Source organism: Rickettsia endosymbiont of Ceutorhynchus obstrictus (assembly GCF_964026565.1).
Taxonomy (GTDB): domain Bacteria; phylum Pseudomonadota; class Alphaproteobacteria; order Rickettsiales; family Rickettsiaceae; genus Rickettsia.
Window position 1 is genome coordinate 1,707,281 of sequence record NZ_OZ032162.1, and the last position, 19,576, is coordinate 1,726,856.

Sequence of the window (19,576 nt, forward strand, 5' to 3'; positions counted from 1 at the left end):
TATTATATATTGATTGCCCTTGACGCTTTGGATAAGATTTTTATATAAATGCCAATTACTTTCACCAATTCCGTAACGTGTAAGGAGAGTTTGCAAATTTTGCTGTATCTCGTTAAAAGATTTGGCAGTTGATATTTTTTTAGCCAAATTATGCGATAATAAAATACCCATTCTTTCTTTTCCTTTGGATTAAAAGCGTTAGTTAGTATTTTAAGACTACTAGCGTAAGACTCAAGGAAAGGCATACCGTTATTTTGTAGCTCGGTTATAAAAGTAGCAATATCGGGGAATGAACTAATAAGCGTGCTGCCTAAACTCGACATGCATTTTAACGATCGGTAATTACCTAAAATACTGTCAACTAAAGGTATCTCCGGACGTACCCCCAGCATCAACTGTAACTGGTTATCAAATTTACCTGCTCTTTTTAAAGTTTTAAACTGGCTAAAAAAACCGTGATTCACGGTTGCTTTTTCTTGCAACTCTCTAATAGAACTATTACGTAACGAGGTCAGCATTTCCTGCGGCTTAGAACCCATCACCTCCATTATGCCGATAGCTCGCCCCATTTTAGTTAAGTCGCTTACAATTGACTCGGCTAAAAAAGACCTTTCAGGTAAAAGCGGGCTTAAAACTTTATCGACAATATTAGGTTTGGAATAATTACCGAACTCATATAAATATTTTAATTCTGCTTCAGCAGTTTTAAAACGTAACTCTCTATTTGCTGAAACTACCTTAGCAATGTTAGCGCCGTTACTTCCCGGAATATTTTTACTAAACGACGTACTTAAATGTTCGTCTAAATCTTTTAAATGCGTGCTAGTAGCTAGATCATTATATATTTGCCTAAAATCAACTTCCCCGGTTTTTTTCAAATCAAGCAGCGGCGTTATAAATTCAAGCCATTTGTTAAAGCCTGCCGCTCTTAGTTTCTCGGCGTTATGAGTGCGCTTTGTTATATAACCGGGCAAAAAATTTATGTGTGCGCCGCCGAGATTTGCCCTATTAGCTGCGTATGTGTGCCATTTATGGATTATTCCCGCCGCCGCTTTAGCTTGATTGCTGCCGCTATCTATTTTATCCGGATGGGTGATATTCCATAATTCTTGCGCTATTGCTTGCTCAAAATTTTTATCTCTATATATTTCAACTAATTTAGCTTTTTCTAAGTCGTGGATAAAGCCGTGTAATATTTCTCTCTCGACGGCGTTTTGTCTTAAATCTACTTGCTTTAAATATTCAAAAATACCTTTAATTTTATTGGTAAATCTACGTACAAAGCTCTCACTATCCGCTAGCTTGATTAAATTTAATGCCGTATTTCTTCGCTGTAGAAAATTCTTACTTCTTAAATTAATGCTAATTGTCTCTAAAGTTTTATTCCGCTCTAATTTGCTTAATTTCTTTTCGCCGATATGTTTTTTATAAATACTAGTTAATTCCCCGGCTAACTCCGCATCAATTCGTGATAGCGCATTAAGTAGCTTCTCAATATCTTTTTCCTTACGACCTTGTTTTATTTTTGTTATAGCTTCGTCGACTATTTTAATTGTTGCATCTAGAGTAAACAGCTCTTTATTATATTCTGCTATATATTCTTGCGGCAAAGTTGCTATATCATTCTCAAGCGATGCTAGTTGTTCCGGTAAACTTGTCGTTTCCGTATTAACAATTTTATCGTCTACCTTGCCGCCTCCCTCATAAAACGATTCGGCATTTTCAGGATTGTCTAAATTTATATGCTTACCCTCGTTTAATTGCGATCTTGCAATATATAAATCTTCTATAGATAAATTATAGCCTTTTAAATCAAATTGCTCTTTTCTTAAATTAACTATTATTGCCTTGTCTAATTCCCCTGCTTTATTTAAATATTCTAAAAATGCCGGTTCATTAACATATTGCTCTTTTAATAGCTCTAATTTTGTTTGCTCATTTTGTAGCCTTGCCTTTAAATGACTAGGTACGGCTTTAATGTTATTATCGGTGTAAAACTTTTCATGTAAATTTTGCTCTAAAATTGCTACTTTCTTATATTGATTAAAATACTCGGGAAAATGCCTATCGGCTTTTAACGTTAATTCTAATTTTGCCGCTTGTAACTGATGCAGAGTAGAACCGCTTAACGGCGCAGTCGATAATTGCCCAGGATCGGATTCATTAAGTACTGCCTGAATATTTGCCTTAAATTGACTATCTACTACCGCATGACCGGTTTTTATTTCCGGGGCTAAAGTTTCAGGGGTGGCAAAATAACGATTTTTTAAATATTTAGCTGAATAGCCGAGACCGTGCAAAGCTGAACCGAATAAACCGCTTTGTAAAATATTTATGGCACTATCCTTTAAGCTATATTCCCTTTGTTCAAAATTTCGCTCTTTATATAAAAAAGGCTCTATTGCCGCTTGTCCTATAGCTCCGCCGATAAATCCTTTAACTAAACCGGTTTTAAATCCGCCATATTTAAACGCTGCAACTGCCCATCTAGCTTGTCCGCCGATCGGCATAAAAGAAGCCGCTATATTTATCGGTGATAAGTTGCTTGCCACCACCTCCACGCCAAATTTGCCGATCGCCTCAACTACTCCGCCTTTGCCTTTAGCAATGATATACTCGTTAATCTCTCGTTGTTTGCGTCGCTCTAAAATATCGTCTATTTTTTCTTTAGTAAAATTAGCGTCATACTCTAATCCCGAATCTTTATAATCTGCTGTAAACTCTTCCTTAGTGATTCTTTTCTTATCAAAATACCCGTCTTGTCCTAATTGTTGAATGTCGGCAAACTCCGGATCGCTAAGATATTTTAAATTCTCGGGATCCCACAAACTGCTTATGCTTGGACTATCCGCGTAAGCTTGACGTGCTGCAGCCTCCCACACATCCATTTTGCTAACGCTTAAAATATCAAATACGTTGCGATGTGCTGCCGATTCAGGTATTAAAAGTTGTGGATGTCTTCCGAACATTATTAAATCTATTAAATTATTATTACTATTAAACTTTCGCTTTATTGGCCAAATTTATTATATATCTCTAAACTCATTTGCTCAAATTCCCGCTTTTGTCTCTCTAATCCTTGCGGGTTATTTAAATCTATCAAATCAAATGTTAATATTTTTCCTTCTTTCTCCATTAATGGCTGATAAGTACCTTCTTCAGTTAAAAAGGTAAAATATGCACTTTTCCCGTCAGGCGTTAATTTCCATTGACCTTGTTGTAATGCCTTTACTATGAGACTCTGCCCATCTTGCCAATTTGCGCCAAAATTAATATGATAATCGTAATTAATATTGCCGTTAATAATATTACTGTGCCGCTCCGCAAGATTAGCCTCAATATAATCTTCATCCAAATTATGGATCATATTATTTGTTATTAACTGTTGCGGTATTTGTAGCTTATCCTTGGTAACCGACATATATCGCTGCTTAATAACGATCTCGGTAGCTTTTTCTATTGCCTCTTTAGGCTTTAATTGCCCGTTTCTAGCGTAATGCAGAGCTAAATATTTGATTTCTTGTTTTCTTTCGCTGATTTCATTAGTATTTTGCTCACCTTGCCGGAATATATTACTTTGCCATTCTTGCAGCGTTTTATTTTCAGCAATAAATTTATTATATTCTCTTTCTTCGCCGGCATTAAATAACTGCCCTTTATAAGGAATCATCTTTAAAAATATATCGGCAATATTGCGGTTATATAATCTATTATCGGCGTAAAGGCTTATAAATAATTCGCTATCCGTGCCGCTAAAAATCTCCTCCATAATAGTTAATCCGTAATTATTGCCGTTCTCGTCTTTCAGTCCGATAATACTATCGATAGTATTTTTTACCTGATTAATATTGTTGCCGCCGCCTTCAATTCTTCTTAAAAACTCCGCTTTCTCATCATTGGTTAAACATCTTTGCGCATATTCCGGTATGCCTTTTTGTTGCTGATATTGCTTGCGTACTACACAACGCTCCGCTAATGATGAGCTTTGCGGCATTTCTTCACTAAATAACTCTTCTATATATTTTGCGGGATCGCTTAAGGCAGTCTTAAGCCCGTCATGATGATTTTGTACTAATATATGATGCATTCGTTCCCTATCTAGATAATCAATTTCACCGCCTTTGGGCGCAATCTCGGCTAATATCTTATTCCCTTCGCTTAAAGGTGCTTTTTTTAGTTGCTCGGCTACCTCTGATGCTTGTTTATATAAAGCTTCATCCCGTTTAATCTTTAACAAATTCGGATCATTCGGCGCAAAGCTACTATTAAGTAAATTCTCAAAACCGGTAACGCCCGAACCTGTTTTAAGGATGCTAGCATAGTGAGAGGGTAAGGCAGATTTTATTTGCTGTTGTTTTATAGCTTGTTTTTGCTGTAATATATTATCGGCGTTATTGCCTAATTTTATTTTTTGTTCTAAACTTAAATGCTGTAACCATAAAGGTTGTGCTTCAGGCGGTAATCTGCTTTGATTAATTAAAGTTTCCGGCGATCTCTTTAGCATACTATTTGCTGAAGCTGCCGCTAATGCCGATTGTGATTGATATATTAGCTGCTCTTTCTCTTGTAGCGGTAGCGATAATAAATTTATTGCCGTAAAAGAATCTTGTAAAAAACTCCCGTAAAGTTCAGGATTATTATAAACTGCGTTTTTTGATTTCTCTATTGATTCAATCGCCATATGGTGACGCTTGCCGTCAATTAATTTTATTTCCGTATGATTGATTTGATTAGTTAGGTGTATGCGGTAATCGCCGATCTTGCTTTGTAGAGATCTCCGAGTAAAAGGATTTTTAACATTTGCCAGATACCCCACCGCTCTTTGATCGTATTTATCTAACGCATAATTAATAAATTGCTTACCGCTTTCCAGATGATCGGGGTGTAACTCGTCAAATTTAGTTACTACGGCAAAACCGCCTGTTTTACCGCTCGGCGATATTTCAATATTACTTTGTGAATTGTGTAAATGCCCGCTAGTCTCGGTAATAAAATCAGCCCATAAATGCGGCACTTCAGCGCTCGCGTCCTTTTCAAGCTTACGAACTAAATAGCCCTTAGCTTCTTCGTTAATTTGACCGGTAACATTGGCGATTGCTTGCCATTTCATTTGTCTATTCTCCAACCTTTGCAATACTAGCTAAATCTCTAATGCCGCCGACAATACTACCTAATTGTTGCCAAGGCGCAGCTGATTTAATACCGGCAATATTGCGGTTTATTGCCTCATTATTAAGCCCTAACATTGCCGGATTTATGTTTGATCGCGGTCTATTACTATAATATTCGGCTTCAACGCTTCTAGCTTTCATCTCGTCCATATAAGCCTGATGACGCAATAATAAACCTGCCGAATCCGTAGCAGTAATACCGATACCGCTTTTGAGGATATTAAACCCTAATTGCTGCCGATTCGATAATTGGTTTTGTCGCAGCATATCGACGTGATAGTTGCATATTTCGCTATATTCCGCTTCTCTTTCCTTTAACTGTCGTGCGTCAAATCTATAATGTTCTTGGTTAGCCCTTAAAGCGTGTTGCTGTTCATATAAAGCTTGCCGATTCCTCTCCTTATTAGCTCGTAATTGCGCATAGCTGTTAACTAACGAACTACCTACCGCAAACACTCCCGCACCGCCGGAACTGCCGAAAAAATCTAAAAAGTTAAACATTTTCCTACTTGCATAATAAATTATTATATTATAGATTAAAATTGAGCTAAAAACTCAAACCTAAAGTACAAGCGTTATAGTTCTTTTTTCCTATGAGAGCTATAACGTTTATTGTTGTTACTCTACTTTCTTGTCTTATTTATTATTTTGCTATATTATTTATATTGGACTGGGGAACTCGGTTGGCATCTAACCACTGTGGATTGCGGTGGTTTTTTGCTTTTTAATAAATTTCTTTATTTTCCCCTCACTTTATAATCCCTTATAACTAGCTAGTATTTTCGCCTTGGCATATATCTTTAAAATACTTGCCGGATAAGGCTTATTGACGACAAAAGTAAAATCTACGTCGGTGTTAATTTGACTATTTAAAACAAAATTTACCCAGCCTGATTTGTACGGCGTGGCAAGGTTACTCGTTACTTCCTTAATAGCTAAATATTTCTTACCATTGGCAAACCTGACTAAATTGTCGGTATCTAAATAGCTACTATTAATATGCTGCTTGTTAATTTCGCCGTTGGCTAGCTTTTCCTCGATATAACCGCCTTTACTGTTAAAAACTTTCAAACCGATCTCAACGCTGCTTTTAGGCGCATGCTCAACCTCATCCGGAAAGATAAACGGAAATGTCTGTAACACCGAACTATAATTAAAGTCTACCGATAAAAACCTTACCGGCTGTTTTAGCTTTATCAGCTCGTTATCGATAATTTTAATATCTTGTAACTCTTCATCGCCGACAATCGCCGCCATATTATTTTGATAAATCGGCAGTAACCAGGACGCGCTAATTTGATCAAAGGACGGCAGACAATGCCGAGCTATTACGCCAAGCTCATACTGCCCGATATTTGGCAACATCTTTTTAAATAACGGCATATATTTTTTCGATAGCAATAAATACTTTTCTAGCTTAATGCTTTTTTCGTCTTCTAATATGCTTTTCAGCAATATCGGGTGAGTATTCGGCATAATTAACGTACAATACTCAATTATCGTACTATGAAAGCTTTTTAAATTCTGCCGCATATCTTGCATTAAATTATATACTTTAACGCTTATTGCTTGTTCCTCGTCGGTCTCGCTTTCTACTCCCTTTGATCTATCGCTTGCGTCACTCTCATAATTAAGGGATGTATCGTTTTCAATAACTTCTTCAATATGTTCGTTTAACTTATCGGTCAGTAAAAAATTCTTACTTCTTTCCTCTAAATTTTTCTCTAGAAGAATACTACGTAATAACTCGCAAATCTCTTCTTGTCGTTTACCGGTAACAATCTCCTCGGCTCTTCTTGCTTTATGTTTTTCTTCTAATTTTCTAACTAGCTGTTTTACTATTAAAGTAATTTTTTCTTGCAGCTGTTCCTTATTAGTATTTTGGTTAATCGTTATTGCTTGTTGTTTTATTAATTCTTTTAGCTCATTACTAAATAAATATTTTGTTAAAGTCGGATGAGTAACATCTAGCATTGCGCCGTAAAAGCCTATAGCCTGATGATTAAAGAATTTCTTTAAATTAACTAACAGTTCTTTTTTATTATCATTATTTTTATTAGCATAATATAACAGTAATTTATTATTAAGCTCGGCAACGCTCTTATGCATTTCCTTTAGCTCCTTAGCTTCTTCAAATTTTATATCGATAACGCTTTTGGCGGCTTTTATGATTTCTTTACTTACTGTTACTATGGATTTAATCAAATTTATATCTAGCTGTTTAATCTTCTCACAAATAGTTACATTAAATGAAAAGGCATTATTAGCTACATACTCAATTATTCCGCCGTTATTATTATCATTAAAGATTTGCGCAATATTTAAGTTTTGTGCCGTTATATTATTTATTGTTTGTATTATATCGTTGCTAAGCCTTTCCCCGTCATTAACTAGCTGCTCCGCTATTGCCAGACTTTCAGGCTCACCGCCAAAAATATTCTCAAATGTTACGTAAAAACTGCTAAATATCCGATAAAAAGCAAATGAAGCTCCCATAAGCTCCATAATTGCCGGCATTTGCTCCTTATAGTATTTCGTTAGAAAAGTTTTTATTGCTTCACTCTCAACGCCGTAATCTCTAACTAATTTATTGCCGTATTTAAAATTATTATCGATATCAATATTGTCGATGTTGAGTTTTAAAATATTCGCCGCTTGTGATTGTATTATATTCTCAAGCTTAGTAGTGTCGCCGCGAAACTCGACGCTGCTATCATCTTTTATAGCTTGCATAATATTATGATTTAATGCCTCTTCATCGGGGCGGGTAATATTAACGTAACAATCTAGATAAACCGGCTTATGCATCTCATTATTTTTGGCAGTAAAATATTTAGGATGTAACACTTCTAGATATTCTTTGCTGCCTTTACCTATATCATCCGAACGCCGAACGTGAAAATATAACTTATCTTCATTATCGCCGTAAATGGGAGTAATACTTAGCACTGTAGCGTTATTACCGCCGAGCATTTGCGGCGTCCAGCCCATGATTTTTAAATCTTGCGAATAGGTAAAGCTAGCAAAAGAGCCGTCCTTAAGTACCGCGAAAATCATCGAGAACGGGCTATTAATGCCCACTATTTGCCTGATGCCGCTAGTAAATATATGTTCCGCATAAGCTGTTATATCGTATAACTGAAAGCCGCCCTTTTCTTGCGAGTAATAGAGGCTATTGATTTTCGAGCCGCTACCTTCAACGAAAAATATCGTTTTACCGATGATAACCGGCTTTATCGGCGATACGGGTATATCTAGCTCTTTCTGGATTTTGATAAATTCGCCTTTACTCCGATCACCTTCTTTAATTAAATAAATGCCGTCGCTAGTACCGAGTAATAGCTCACTAGAGAAAGGAATAGACCATAAGACGTTATCAAAGGTAGCCGATGAGAAAGTCGCGGAAAATGAAGTTAACGGATTACGTGCCTCAAGCAAAGTTTTATATGCCATACGAAAATCGTTAAAATCGCCTTTATAGCTTGCCCAAATTGCATGAATATTTTTATTAGCTCCGAAACACCATAAACGATTTTCAAAAGTAACGACTGAACTACAATATAATTGTTGTTGTTGCTGTTCATAGACGTTGTTACTTGCTTGACTATGTAGTCTTTTAAGCTCATCGTTTATTTTATCGATTTCGGCGTTATAAATAACTTCATTAAAAGGTCTTTGTATTGTCTTATTATTTTGTATTTGCTTATAATAATTTACATGTGCCTTTAGCGGCTCAATAATAAATAGCTTATCCTTTTCTAGAAAATTTGCCGCCGTTTCAGGAGCTGCTGCTATAGTACCGCTAGCAGGGGTTAATTGTTGTTGTGCTGCTAAATGAGTATAAAACTTTTCGACAATTTCCGGATCGACTGAAAACTTAAATATCGGTCTGTTAATGCCGCTTTCACCGCTACCGAAATTTATATAAGCTATTCCTTGAAAGCAACAATAAGAAAAATCTTTAATCCTAAAACGAAAATCCTGACCTTGATCCTTTAATATTTTAGTCGTTAAAAACAAGCTGCCGTTAACAAAAAACGAACAACTAGTTTTAAGCGGATGAGCCTCGAAAACTAATAAATATGATAACTTCCTTGAGAACATTATACTTATTATTTTCCGCGGCACATTCTCCTTAAACAAATGCACAAAAGGCGTGCCGTGTCTGCGCATAATACCGCCGGAAGGCAAAATTACGTAATTTAATAATTTCTTTGCGCCGTTTTGATATAGTCCAAGCTCGGTGCGTCCTTCAATGGTCGGCGTTAGTTCCCCGCCTGAAAAATTGTTTTTTTGTGAATAGATAAATTGCTCGCCCATAAGACTTTTTTAAAATTACACTTCACCGGAGTTAACTAGATTGTAACCGATAGAGTGGATACGCCTTGCTTCCTCCAGCCTGATTAAATATTGCCTTTTTAAGCCGTCGGCAAATAAACTATCCGAATACATCGCAAAAGCTACTTGCGCAGCTAAACCGAGACTAGCAAGGAGTTTAAAACTCTGCGGTACGTTTTGCCAAGCTATGCCGTCACCGGTAAGTAGTAACTCAATCACTTTGCCGGAATAGTAAAAAATTGAAGTAAGGCGATTACCTTTAAAATATATTCTACCCGCTTCAATATAAAATTCCAAATTAGACGGCACTATCACCGCTACTTTGACACAGTCGGTAATATCCGGGAGTAACTTAAACCCTGTTGCTTCTCCTTCGATATTATCAATTCGCTTTAAAGCAAATCCCCATTTAACCGATAATATACTTTCCTCAATAGAAGCTTCTACAAACTCCTCGCAAAGATTTTCCGCCTTACTGGCAGCATTACCGTTTTGGATACTACTCTGAATGTTGCTACTTGACCCCAAAACTACTATAGCCTTGCGGATTATTTCTTGTTTCATTTTAACATCACTTCAATAATAGCGCTTCTAAAGCCTCAACTGCAATATTTGCCGTATTATCGACATTACGACATTGCGCTCCTATCATCTGCTGTGGGACGATACTTGCATGTACTGCGCCGTTAAAATGTGCATTGTCTGCTGCCGCCTTCCAATGATCGCCCACATGTCCCGCGCTATCTGCAGGCTCTAAACATTTAATGCAAACAATTTGCCCCTCTTCGGTTCTAGTTGCGCCGAAACTCTCGGAATAGTATAAGCTAGGTGCATAATGATATTGCACTAACCTATCTATTTGCCGCTCCACCGATCCCGTAACAGTGCCGAACCTTATAGAGCTTTCCGTAAAGGCGTAACAATCTCTTATGGAGTTTGTCGTGCCGCTAATACCCCCTAGCATCTCGGTAATGATAAAGTTGAATCCGGCAAAGCTATTTACCTCACCGCTAACCAGTGCTTTAACGCTGTTATAGTCATAGCTTGTTACTTGACTGTCTCGTAGCAAATTGCCTATTTGATGAGAGGAGCAAACTAAATAATATTTTTCATCAGCCCCGAAACTATGTTTTTTAAGTAATTGATGAGCTTTAAGTAGCTTCTCGACTGTTAACCCGCCGGCTTGCATTGCTTCCTTGGCGTTTGCTCCCTGCTGTCCGTTATGAACTCCTGCCAAACTATTTGCATGCAGTGCAAGGGTAGTATCAACAAGCTTAGCACCGACCGGAATAACGTTATTTACTACGTCAAAGTAAATAATATTTTGCCCCGTTCTGCCGCCGTTAACAGCTCCGGCAAAGCTATTTATAATTATCCGGTCTTGTTTTCTGCCGATCGCCCAGCCGGCAAGTTTCGGGAATTTACTAGTCGGATCGCTAAGCAGATTAAGCTTATCGTTTCTATCCATGGCAGCCGTCCAATAATAGGCTTGCGCTGTTGCTTGGCGTCTAGTAATTCTTGGAGTTTTAAATTCGGTTAGTTTTTCAAGTTTATTCTCATTACCGTCACCGGGTTCATGATAGCCTGCCGCCGTTCTATGTCTCGGCAAAGCTTCGTGGGTGTGCATCGTTTCAAATTGGATGACTTCCGTATCCTGTGACTCGTTCGTAACGAATTTACGGAGTTTTGAACCTTCTTGCTGGATGACTAGTTGAATGTTGCGGGCGAATTCTTCTTTTAGCCCTTCGGTAATTTGTTCCATATTTGTAACCTTTTAAAAATTTGTTAACCTTAAATAAATATCTTCTTTAATATTATTCGTGGCTTCTTTTTAAAAGGTTACCGCTATGTTTGCGACCTAATCGAAGTTATCACTCGTGAATATTATCACTTCTTATTAAAAGCGATATCGTATAATTGCCGCCTTTGGGTCACTGCTTCACTGTGTCCCGTATGGCTTTTATCCTTTAATTTTATCATAAAACCCTCATCGGATTCAAGTCTTTTTATCTCTTTTAATGCCGATTCTGCTCCTGTAATTACGGCTTTTTCGCTACCTGTGACAAGTGAGTCGGATTTTAACGTTTCACCGACTTTAACAAGTAAATCAACCAGCGGCGGACTGTAATGTGATTCCTCTATTAAACCGGCTAATTCTTTCGTGCCGAATTTACTAAGTGCCGCTTGCATCACCTGCATTTTACTATCAAAGCCGTCGTTATAATGTTTCTTTAACCACTCAACATTTGAATTGCGCAAGCCCTCTAGCTCTTCCTGCTGTTTCTTCTGCAAATCCATAGAATAATTATATAACCCTGCAAGCAACTTCTCGCCTTGCCGCTTACTTAAGCCGCTTTGATAAAACATTTCTTCATATTGTTTTACATATGGCTCATCTTCTGCCGTTCGATTATCCGTATATTTTTTATCTTCCGGCAAGCCTAAACGAGCATAAAATTTATGCCAATCTTCATCGGCTGCCTCGGCTTTCGGAATCGCCACACGGCTATTTAAGCTTTTCTCTGCTTCTAAATAGCTACTTGCTAGTGCCGGTATATCCTTGAATTTGCTTAAAGATTCAGAACTGCGTAAATTATCCGGTAAAGAAGAAAGCCAAGAGGTCGCAGCTTCCCCTATATTATCGTCTTGTAATGTATTTTGTTCTTCTAGCATATTTTTTATTCCTCATTAAAAGAAGGTTATTTTTTCAACCTATCTATAAAATAATTCTTGTGGGTTGAATTGTTTAGTATTATAATAAATCTATGTCGTGACTGCGTCGTTTTGCAGGTTTGGGCTTTTTTGCTCAACACGGCATCCTTTTATGGTCGTTTTACTGCGTAGCGGGGAGCGACCTACCTAAATATAAGTTATTACTCTTTTAGCTCCTTTATTTCCTCTACCGATAACCCTGTTATTTCCGATATGGTATTTATATCTATATTTTTAACTAATAAATTCTTTACTATTCTTATTTTCTCTTCAGCTATTCCTTTCTCAATACCTTCTTCAACACCCTTTTCAAAATGTTCAGCTAAAGCGATTTCTTCAGCATCTTCTAATAATTTTGCTCTTATATATGCGTCGTACTCTTCAGGAGTAAGGTTATGTAATTCTATAGCGTGATAAGCCTCTAACACCTTCTTGCTTTTAATATTTGCCGGGGGTTTATGTTCTTTTTCTGCACATTTAAATAAATGTAACCACTCATCGGCAATATTAGTTAATTGATCTTTCTTAAACTTTTTAAGCTCAATAAATACATATGAAAAATCAAATAAATATTGTTTATTCGTTTTAGTTTCTGTCATTTTATGAAAACTTATATAAGGTACTTCATTGTCAAATACTTTAGTCTTCATTAAGGAAATAACTACCACCGGCAATAAATCTTTATGTGTTATTCCTGCCGTAAGTTGTTGAGTATATGAATGAGCGGAATAATATTGTACTCTTTTTAAATAATCGCTTTCGTTTCTTTTTTGCATCTCAATAATATACCAATTACCCGATTCATCTTTTACTTTTAAATCAAATACGCTCCTCTTTCCTCTGTCAATATTAGGTAATTGCTCTACCGGTATAAATTCTATTTCTTTAATTCTATAACCTTCCGGCAAATCAAGTATATTATTGATAAATTCCTTTAGTCTTCCCAAATCATGAAAAATTTTTTTAAATAAGCTATCATTTGTAGGGTCTAAATATCTTTGTGTTTGCGTATTCATAAATTACCTTCCATATTATTTATATCATTTTCCAGCTGCGAACAGATATATAAGAACAAAGCCCTCTGTCCTTCTAAATAAGCCGTGTCCCTATCATTATCGACTATAAAGTTGCTGCGATACATGCCGCTCATATTTGCCAAATCCTCTAAGATCATTATACCATCCTTTGAGGTAAATATTCTACTATAAATTTCAGTTAAATCTTTGGCTTTTTTTATAGTAAGGTTAATATCTGAATTATCTAGCTCCGTACTAGCTGCTTCAATTAAAATTTTCATTGCCTGCTTGTCCCATTTGTTGTTGTTGCATCTGCAATTTACGTTGCTGCCTTAGCTGCATTACTTCCCGGTCGCTCTTTAATACCGATTGCGGCGCGCCTCGTAGCTCAAAGAATAATTTAAAACATAAATCCCAGTTGATATTGTCGTAAACTTCGGGGCATAAATTAATAATGCCGCTCCGTTGGAAAAATCCTATAACCTGCTCCATACTGCTAATTGCCGATGACTTTTGCGCTCTCGTTAGCGGTGAAGTATAAGCAATATCTATTTGCGTATTCTCTACGCCTTCCAATAACGGCAATTTATTATATTTAAGCAATATCCCGTAAATAGTTCTAATTAGCGGATTTAAAAACTCCGTTTCAATTCTGCCGACCATCGGCGACATTAGCCGCATTTGTTCCTCATTCCTTATTTGCACTTCTAAAGCGGTCATTTCTTTATTTTCTTTCTGCATGCGAAAGATATCAATATAGAAGGCTTTAAATACGGCATCCCGACATTGGTTTTGTTCTATCTCGGTCGGTAAGATATTCTCCATACCGGTAAGCGGTACTATTTTATCCGCCATGCCGTTACGATAGAAATTAACCGATCCCGGTGTAGTATAGAGAGGCAAATAATAGCCATCCTTAGGCACTAATAAAGGCGGGTCTAGTTGCTTCTGCGCTACTTTCAGCGTAATTTGTCTCAAGGAGTTTAACAGCTTAACATCCGGCAACACGTGATGAGCAGGAGCATAGCCGTATACTTCCCCTTCTTCCTTGATCCAGCGTGTTACAAAGAATGGAAAATATGAATATCCCCCTTCCGAAATTACTTGTTGTTCGGCTAAATAAATATATTGTGATGTATAAGCTAAACTTTTCTTTTTACCGCTGTCATCTGCGGGGGCGACGATATGCAATATCTCTATTTGTTCGTCAGGGCTTTTAAGCAGCTTATCCTTAAACGGTGCAAAATCTGCCCATTTGCTAGCGGCTGTTTTAACGTTCATATTAAACAAACGATACATCGAATTAACAAAACCGTATTTATCTTCCTCAAAATAACATTCTCTTAAACTGATATTGCGAAAGAATAAACCCGATTGCAAGCTCGGCTCTTCTTCAACGTAAAATATACTTGTCCCGAATGCCGCTAAATTTAAAAAAAACTCGTGTATTTGATTATAAAAATTTGATCCGGGATTATTAAAAACATTTAATATATTATTCTCTACTATCTCCAGCCATAATTTAACTTCCGGTAGCTCGTTTAATTGTTGTTCGTCTTCGCCGCCCCCGCTTTGTTCTAACAAATTAATACTAAACCATTTAATAGCTCGATTAACCATTAAGCTTTGTAGTCCTGAAGCTAATTGCTCCCTTGACCATATGGCAGTAGAGTCAAATATTTCCTTATTAGTTGCGGTTTGCGGGCAGACATATTTTTTTAGCTCGTCCCAGACAGTTCCCCATTTTTCCCGTTTGGTCTTTATTGTCTCAAAATATTCTATTTTACTACTTAATTCATCACGCATAAATTACATTACTCCTATTATTATTTGCCGCTGCTATATTTCCCTTTAAATACGGCACTCCTAATTTGTGCGAGACTTTTTTAAGTTTCTTGAGAAAATCCGCACTATATAACACTTCCGAGCTGTATTTTTTGCCGTCCGCCGAAGTCATTTGCGGTAGTCCTAAACTTAAAGTTTCAATATCTCCGAGTGAGGTAATTTTACCTAAAGACTCGCTTAATTGCGGCAAGTCCTGTATCTTCGGTATAGTCGGCATATTAAAATGCGATAGCGATTGTTTTAAGCCGCCAAGTTCAGGAATAGCGATTTTGTTACCGAATAACCCGTATTGCCCTAAGGAAGCGGAATTATTATAGCCTCCTGCTCCTCCGCCGTCCAATATTGTTCTATCCCACCCCCCAAGGCTTTTGCCTTTATTCATCATATTTATATAATGACCGATACCAAGCAAAGGCGCGGCATATTGTAAGCCCGTTCCGAGTGACCCAAGCATAGAAGCACCGAAAGACCCGGATGTAGCAGCTCCGGTTGCGGCAGCTCCGGCACCGGTTGCAGCTGCTCCGGTCGCACTACCCGCGGCAGCGGCAGGAGCTAGATACATACCCGCACCGAATGTTAAAGCTGCAAGTGCTGCTCCTTGAGTTAAACCGGTTAGCCTGTTAGCTTTCTTAAGTTTATTTGCCCGAAAACCTACCGCATTCCCCAAATTATCTAAATGCGTTTGCGCTTCATTAGTATAATTATCTAGCTGACTATTTAGGCTTTCAGTCTGCGACTTATGACTGTTATATTCATTTTCTAATTTTTGTTGTTCATTCTGATAATTTCGGATAACACTCGCTAATTGAGTACGGGCATTATTAAAATTGCCGGTATCTTGCAATAGCCTATTTTGCTGCGAGCTATAGGAGGACAACCTATTTTCTAAATTAGCTTTTTCACTCTCAAGCCCTGTATGCTCTTTGGTTATGGCGTCCATCTGCCGGCGTATATTATTCTCTGCTTGTTCCCTCTGCTTCTTTAAATTATCCACGCTAGCGTGATATTTATTTATCTCGCCGCCTGCTTCTTCTTCGGTTAAGCCCCTAAGCCTATCCTTTTGCTGCAAAACCGACTCGAACATCTGCCGGAAATTATCGGGGAGTTTCTGCATCTCGCTTATTTTGCCGGCAAGCGACGGAGCTTTACTTTTAAAAGCTTCAAAAGCTGCCTGCAATTCGTTTGCTTCAGACCCTAGACCCATCTTTTGCTGCTCTAAACTCTGTAAGCCTTGTTGATATTGCTCCACCTGATTATGTAAGTGTCCGCTATTCTGTCCATGCTGATATTTCTGTTGCTCGATACTTTGCAGTCGCTGCGCCGATTCGTGTAATTGCTTGTTTAAATTATCAATAGCTGCTTGCGCCTCCGTTGCATAACTATTATAAGCATTTAAGGCATTGTTATAATGGAATTTTTGCCTTTCGGTTTCTCGACCGGTTAAATATTTTCCGCCGGGAACAAATTTACTTACCGCTCCGGTAATTGCCTTAAGAGGATTTTTAAAGAATCCCATATTTTTAATCCTTTTATTTATTATCTCTTATCTTTCTAAAGCGTTATAGTCACTAATTACCTTATTATAGCGTAATATGTTAATGCTAAACATTTCTTTCTCTTTCCCTGTTTTTGCGTCCATTGCTAAGTAACAAAAGCTTTCCGCTATGTCCGTGCATCTAGTCGAACTTGCATGTGTACCTCGCTTACTGGCGTCAAACTCATAAAGTCCGTTAATACCATCACGGCATTTTCTGTTATCTATCCGGCAGTAATTACTGCTTAATAACTTCCGTGCCTCATTGATCATTTCCTCCCGTAAATATTTTCTTCCTAAATCGAAAGGCGCAAAACCTAGCTTCTCGGCTATTTCGTTTGCTTGGCTAAGCCTGGTGTCTAGGGTCGGCATTTGTCGCCTGCTCATGTCGTGCGGTAAGACGTTCCGCCCGTATTGATAGGGACGTAGTCGCAAATGATTTAAATAGAACTCTAAGCCTTTGCCGCGATTAATATAAAAATCAATAATATCAATCGACTCTTGTTTTTCCTGCACAAACCAGATTGCCGTATAATCGACTATGCCGATATCCCAGTAGGTGTTGACCTTATAAGCCGCATCATGCGGCACGTAATTTATGCGTCCTTCGGCTTCGGCAAGCCTTAATTGCTCAACAAACGTCCCGCCCTGATCGGCGCGTTTGTAACGATAAGCTTCAAAGTCGCAATAAAATTCTCGCCGTATTTCTTCAATGGTCATATCCACCGACTTTAAACTTTCCGTTTTTACTAACGGCTTATTGTCGTGGTCGGTAGTATCTTCTATTGTTTTGATTTCGCAAAATGCCGTTTCATCGTCTTTATATTTTAAATATAGCTCTTCACCGTGCGTTAGCTTTGCGTCATCGGCAGGGGTATATAAATATAATAACCACGCATTGTTACGGATTGCCATCGGCTCAATTACCGAACTCATCGCCCTTGGATCGTGATAAGAATATTCAGAGATTACCGCCCCTTTGATACCGCTACCCCTGATACTAGCGTAGCGATCACTCCCGACAAATTGAATTACCGAACCGTTTTTAAATACTATTCGCTGTTTATATTGTTGGCTTTTAGCAATTGCCGCCGGCGGAATAAACGACATATACGCCCGACCTTCTAAAGTCATGCCGTCCCAGACCGACATTTTAGCCTGGTTGTAGGTCGGGTAGACATACCAGTAAATGCCGACTTCTCTAAGAGCTGCCGCCGTAATCCAGTTAATGCCCATAATATCCTTGCCGGCTCTTCTATGCCAGACGGCTATAGCTTTCTTGCCGCCCTTATATAAATAACGCCACAAAGGTAATTGAAACGGATAAGGCGACCAATTTACCGGAAATTTAAAGCTTTTATTATTCCGTCCTTGTTTCTGTATCGTTGTCACTATCCGCTCCGTATGCCTCCACTTCAAAATTACCGATCTCGCTTAATTGTGATGTCTTGCCGTTATCCTGCGTTTTAGTATTAATAGCCTTGTTATTTTTATTGCCGCCTTGATATTTAGGAGAATTAGCCTTTAGATATTCCAGCAAGCTTTTAGGGCAATATTTCTTTTTGCGGGCGATACATTCCCCTTGCTCATTGTAGGTTAGTTCCTCATAGCCGTTAATAGCTCGATCGTATAAAACCGCCTCCGCCATTTCTGCCGAGTAATTTTTAGCCAGTCTAACGCATTTGCTTAAATGTCGATCATTGTGAATAACTTTATGTAGCAGCAGTGGAGAGACTAACGGCGACAAGTCAGTTATCTTTTTCGCCGCCAGCCCCACGTGACCGGTATCGCATAGCTCTTGCAGAAAAATTATAACATTCTCCAGTGAGCCGAATTTATCAATAGTAGCTTTAGAGATTTTACTTAAATATTTATCAAACAAGCCGTAGTTTTTAGAGCCGTATTTTACACTCATAAAAATATCATATTAAAACTTTAAGTTGTAACTATATAAATTTTATTTATTGTATTTATTATAGCTGCTTTATGAGCTTTTTACAAATGATATTAACAGGGATTTGCTACTTTTAGTGTAATTAATTTAATATTAAAAAATAATTGTTTCATTTACAAATTATGGTATAAGTCAGTAGTAATAACTAAATGAATAAAAACATGAAAAGAATTACAAAAGCTGAAGATGCTTACGAATTTAGGGGGGCAGTTGTCGCATTTACACCTAAAAGCTATTATTACGGTAATAGCAAAGGAAGCATATTTAATAATGGAGTAGTATTTGCAAAAAATGAAATAGAATTAGCACATATTGATAAAATACATACACTTGATATTTTAAATAACATTTTAATTTTTGTCCCTAAATCTCTGACACATATTTCACCTATAGGATTAAAAATCGTTGACGATTACGTTACATACATTAAAGTATATGAAAATAAAGAATTAAAACCTACTAACTTAATCGGTGAAAATCTAATTGATTTTTTATAAAAGTATTTAAATATTAATTAAAGTCACTTAGGGTTTTATTAGCAAATTGTACTATTCTAAACGATAAAACAAAAAACTAGAAAATTTTGTTATTAAACGATTAATCTCCTTAAAACCACTGCTGCAACTTTCCCCCCTATACCCCTACTTTAAGCACTCTACCCCCCTATCTATTAGCTACACGGAATTCTGACAAAAACCGCCCCGAAACGCCCCGAAACGGCGGAAAAACACCGCGAAATGCGGGGGATTTGTTAAGGCGTACTAGCATATGAATAGCGCAGATAATAATTTACGAGTTACTTATGCCCTTTAAACCCCTAGAGATAAGGGAAACTAGCGAGAAATATCTATTAACTAGTATTCCTGCCTAGAACCTAAGGGATGTTTACACAATGGTTAAGAAACGTTAATAATATGGGCAGGGGGTGGCTTTTCTGCCAATAGTACAATTATGTTATTACCGATTAGTTATATAAGTAATAGGCGTAAATTGGAGTTATAAAGCT

The 19,576-nt window shown here is 37.5% G+C and carries 14 protein-coding genes; 1 reads left to right on the forward strand and 13 read right to left on the reverse strand.

Annotated features, from left to right (window positions below; translation table 11 throughout):
- Positions 1-2 precede the first annotated feature (2 nt).
- The 13 genes from AAGD64_RS09830 to AAGD64_RS09890 form a co-directional block, all read right to left on the reverse strand.
- The gene (locus tag AAGD64_RS09830) at positions 3-2,969 is read right to left on the reverse strand and encodes a hypothetical protein (RefSeq protein WP_341793290.1); all 2,967 of its coding nucleotides are present in this window, start codon (positions 2,967-2,969) and stop codon (positions 3-5) included.
- 41 nt (positions 2,970-3,010) lie between these two features.
- Positions 3,011-5,110 (reverse strand): hypothetical protein, encoded by a 2,100-nt coding sequence (locus tag AAGD64_RS09835; protein ID WP_341793291.1) that lies wholly within the window; start codon positions 5,108-5,110, stop codon positions 3,011-3,013.
- A gap of 4 nt (positions 5,111-5,114) precedes the next feature.
- Positions 5,115-5,672 (reverse strand): hypothetical protein, encoded by a 558-nt coding sequence (locus AAGD64_RS09840; RefSeq protein WP_253307822.1) that lies wholly within the window; start codon positions 5,670-5,672, stop codon positions 5,115-5,117.
- 252 nt (positions 5,673-5,924) lie between these two features.
- The gene (locus AAGD64_RS09845; protein ID WP_341793292.1) at positions 5,925-9,491 is read right to left on the reverse strand and encodes a hypothetical protein; all 3,567 of its coding nucleotides are present in this window, start codon (positions 9,489-9,491) and stop codon (positions 5,925-5,927) included.
- Positions 9,492-9,506: 15 nt separating this feature from the next.
- Positions 9,507-10,073 (reverse strand): hypothetical protein, encoded by a 567-nt coding sequence (locus AAGD64_RS09850; RefSeq protein ID WP_341793293.1) that lies wholly within the window; start codon positions 10,071-10,073, stop codon positions 9,507-9,509.
- Positions 10,074-10,080: 7 nt separating this feature from the next.
- Entirely contained in the window at positions 10,081-11,271 is a 1,191-nt protein-coding gene (locus tag AAGD64_RS09855) for a phage capsid protein (protein ID WP_341793294.1), read from the reverse strand.
- Between the two features lie 125 nt (positions 11,272-11,396).
- Positions 11,397-12,182: a hypothetical protein gene (locus tag AAGD64_RS09860; protein WP_341793295.1), complete on the reverse strand. Its 786-nt coding sequence runs from the start codon at positions 12,180-12,182 to the stop codon at positions 11,397-11,399.
- A 200-nt stretch (positions 12,183-12,382) separates the two neighbouring features.
- A complete protein-coding gene (locus AAGD64_RS09865) occupies positions 12,383-13,237 on the reverse strand; it encodes an Rpn family recombination-promoting nuclease/putative transposase (protein WP_341793296.1) in 855 nt (284 codons plus the stop codon).
- Positions 13,234-13,518 carry a hypothetical protein gene (locus tag AAGD64_RS09870; RefSeq protein WP_341793297.1) on the reverse strand — a complete coding sequence of 95 codons (285 nt, stop codon included), beginning with the start codon at positions 13,516-13,518 and terminating at the stop codon, positions 13,234-13,236. Before AAGD64_RS09870 ends, AAGD64_RS09865 begins: the two co-directional genes overlap by 4 nt.
- Entirely contained in the window at positions 13,502-15,043 is a 1,542-nt protein-coding gene (locus AAGD64_RS09875; protein WP_341793298.1) for a portal protein, read from the reverse strand. Before AAGD64_RS09875 ends, AAGD64_RS09870 begins: the two co-directional genes overlap by 17 nt.
- Positions 15,036-16,598 (reverse strand): hypothetical protein, encoded by a 1,563-nt coding sequence (locus AAGD64_RS09880; RefSeq protein WP_341793299.1) that lies wholly within the window; start codon positions 16,596-16,598, stop codon positions 15,036-15,038. Before AAGD64_RS09880 ends, AAGD64_RS09875 begins: the two co-directional genes overlap by 8 nt.
- Positions 16,599-16,625: 27 nt before the next feature.
- A complete protein-coding gene (locus AAGD64_RS09885; protein ID WP_341793300.1) occupies positions 16,626-18,008 on the reverse strand; it encodes a hypothetical protein in 1,383 nt (460 codons plus the stop codon).
- Complete coding sequence (locus tag AAGD64_RS09890; protein WP_341793301.1) at positions 17,977-18,531, reverse strand: hypothetical protein; 555 nt, start codon at positions 18,529-18,531, stop codon at positions 17,977-17,979. The genes AAGD64_RS09885 and AAGD64_RS09890 overlap by 32 nt, the downstream gene beginning before the upstream one ends.
- 200 nt (positions 18,532-18,731) lie before the next feature.
- On the opposite strand from AAGD64_RS09890, the gene AAGD64_RS09895 reads away from it, so the two are divergent.
- Positions 18,732-19,067, forward strand: a complete 336-nt coding sequence (locus AAGD64_RS09895) for a hypothetical protein (RefSeq protein ID WP_341793302.1) — start codon at positions 18,732-18,734, stop codon at positions 19,065-19,067.
- The last annotated feature ends 509 nt before the right edge of the window (positions 19,068-19,576 follow it).

Coding starts and splice junctions, on each gene's coding strand:
- AAGD64_RS09835 (WP_341793291.1), bottom strand. CDS start 5,110: ATGAAATGGCAAGCAATCGCCAATGTTACCGGTCAAATTAACGAAGAA.
- AAGD64_RS09895 (WP_341793302.1), top strand. CDS start 18,732: ATGAAAAGAATTACAAAAGCTGAAGATGCTTACGAATTTAGGGGGGCA.
- AAGD64_RS09865 (WP_341793296.1), bottom strand. CDS start 13,237: ATGAATACGCAAACACAAAGATATTTAGACCCTACAAATGATAGCTTA.
- AAGD64_RS09875 (WP_341793298.1), bottom strand. CDS start 15,043: ATGCGTGATGAATTAAGTAGTAAAATAGAATATTTTGAGACAATAAAG.
- AAGD64_RS09880 (WP_341793299.1), bottom strand. CDS start 16,598: ATGGGATTCTTTAAAAATCCTCTTAAGGCAATTACCGGAGCGGTAAGT.
- AAGD64_RS09845 (WP_341793292.1), bottom strand. CDS start 9,491: ATGGGCGAGCAATTTATCTATTCACAAAAAAACAATTTTTCAGGCGGG.
- AAGD64_RS09840 (WP_253307822.1), bottom strand. CDS start 5,672: ATGTTTAACTTTTTAGATTTTTTCGGCAGTTCCGGCGGTGCGGGAGTG.
- AAGD64_RS09855 (WP_341793294.1), bottom strand. CDS start 11,271: ATGGAACAAATTACCGAAGGGCTAAAAGAAGAATTCGCCCGCAACATT.
- AAGD64_RS09870 (WP_341793297.1), bottom strand. CDS start 13,518: ATGAAAATTTTAATTGAAGCAGCTAGTACGGAGCTAGATAATTCAGAT.
- AAGD64_RS09890 (WP_341793301.1), bottom strand. CDS start 18,531: ATGAGTGTAAAATACGGCTCTAAAAACTACGGCTTGTTTGATAAATAT.
- AAGD64_RS09860 (WP_341793295.1), bottom strand. CDS start 12,182: ATGCTAGAAGAACAAAATACATTACAAGACGATAATATAGGGGAAGCT.
- AAGD64_RS09850 (WP_341793293.1), bottom strand. CDS start 10,073: ATGAAACAAGAAATAATCCGCAAGGCTATAGTAGTTTTGGGGTCAAGT.
- AAGD64_RS09830 (WP_341793290.1), bottom strand. CDS start 2,969: ATGTTCGGAAGACATCCACAACTTTTAATACCTGAATCGGCAGCACAT.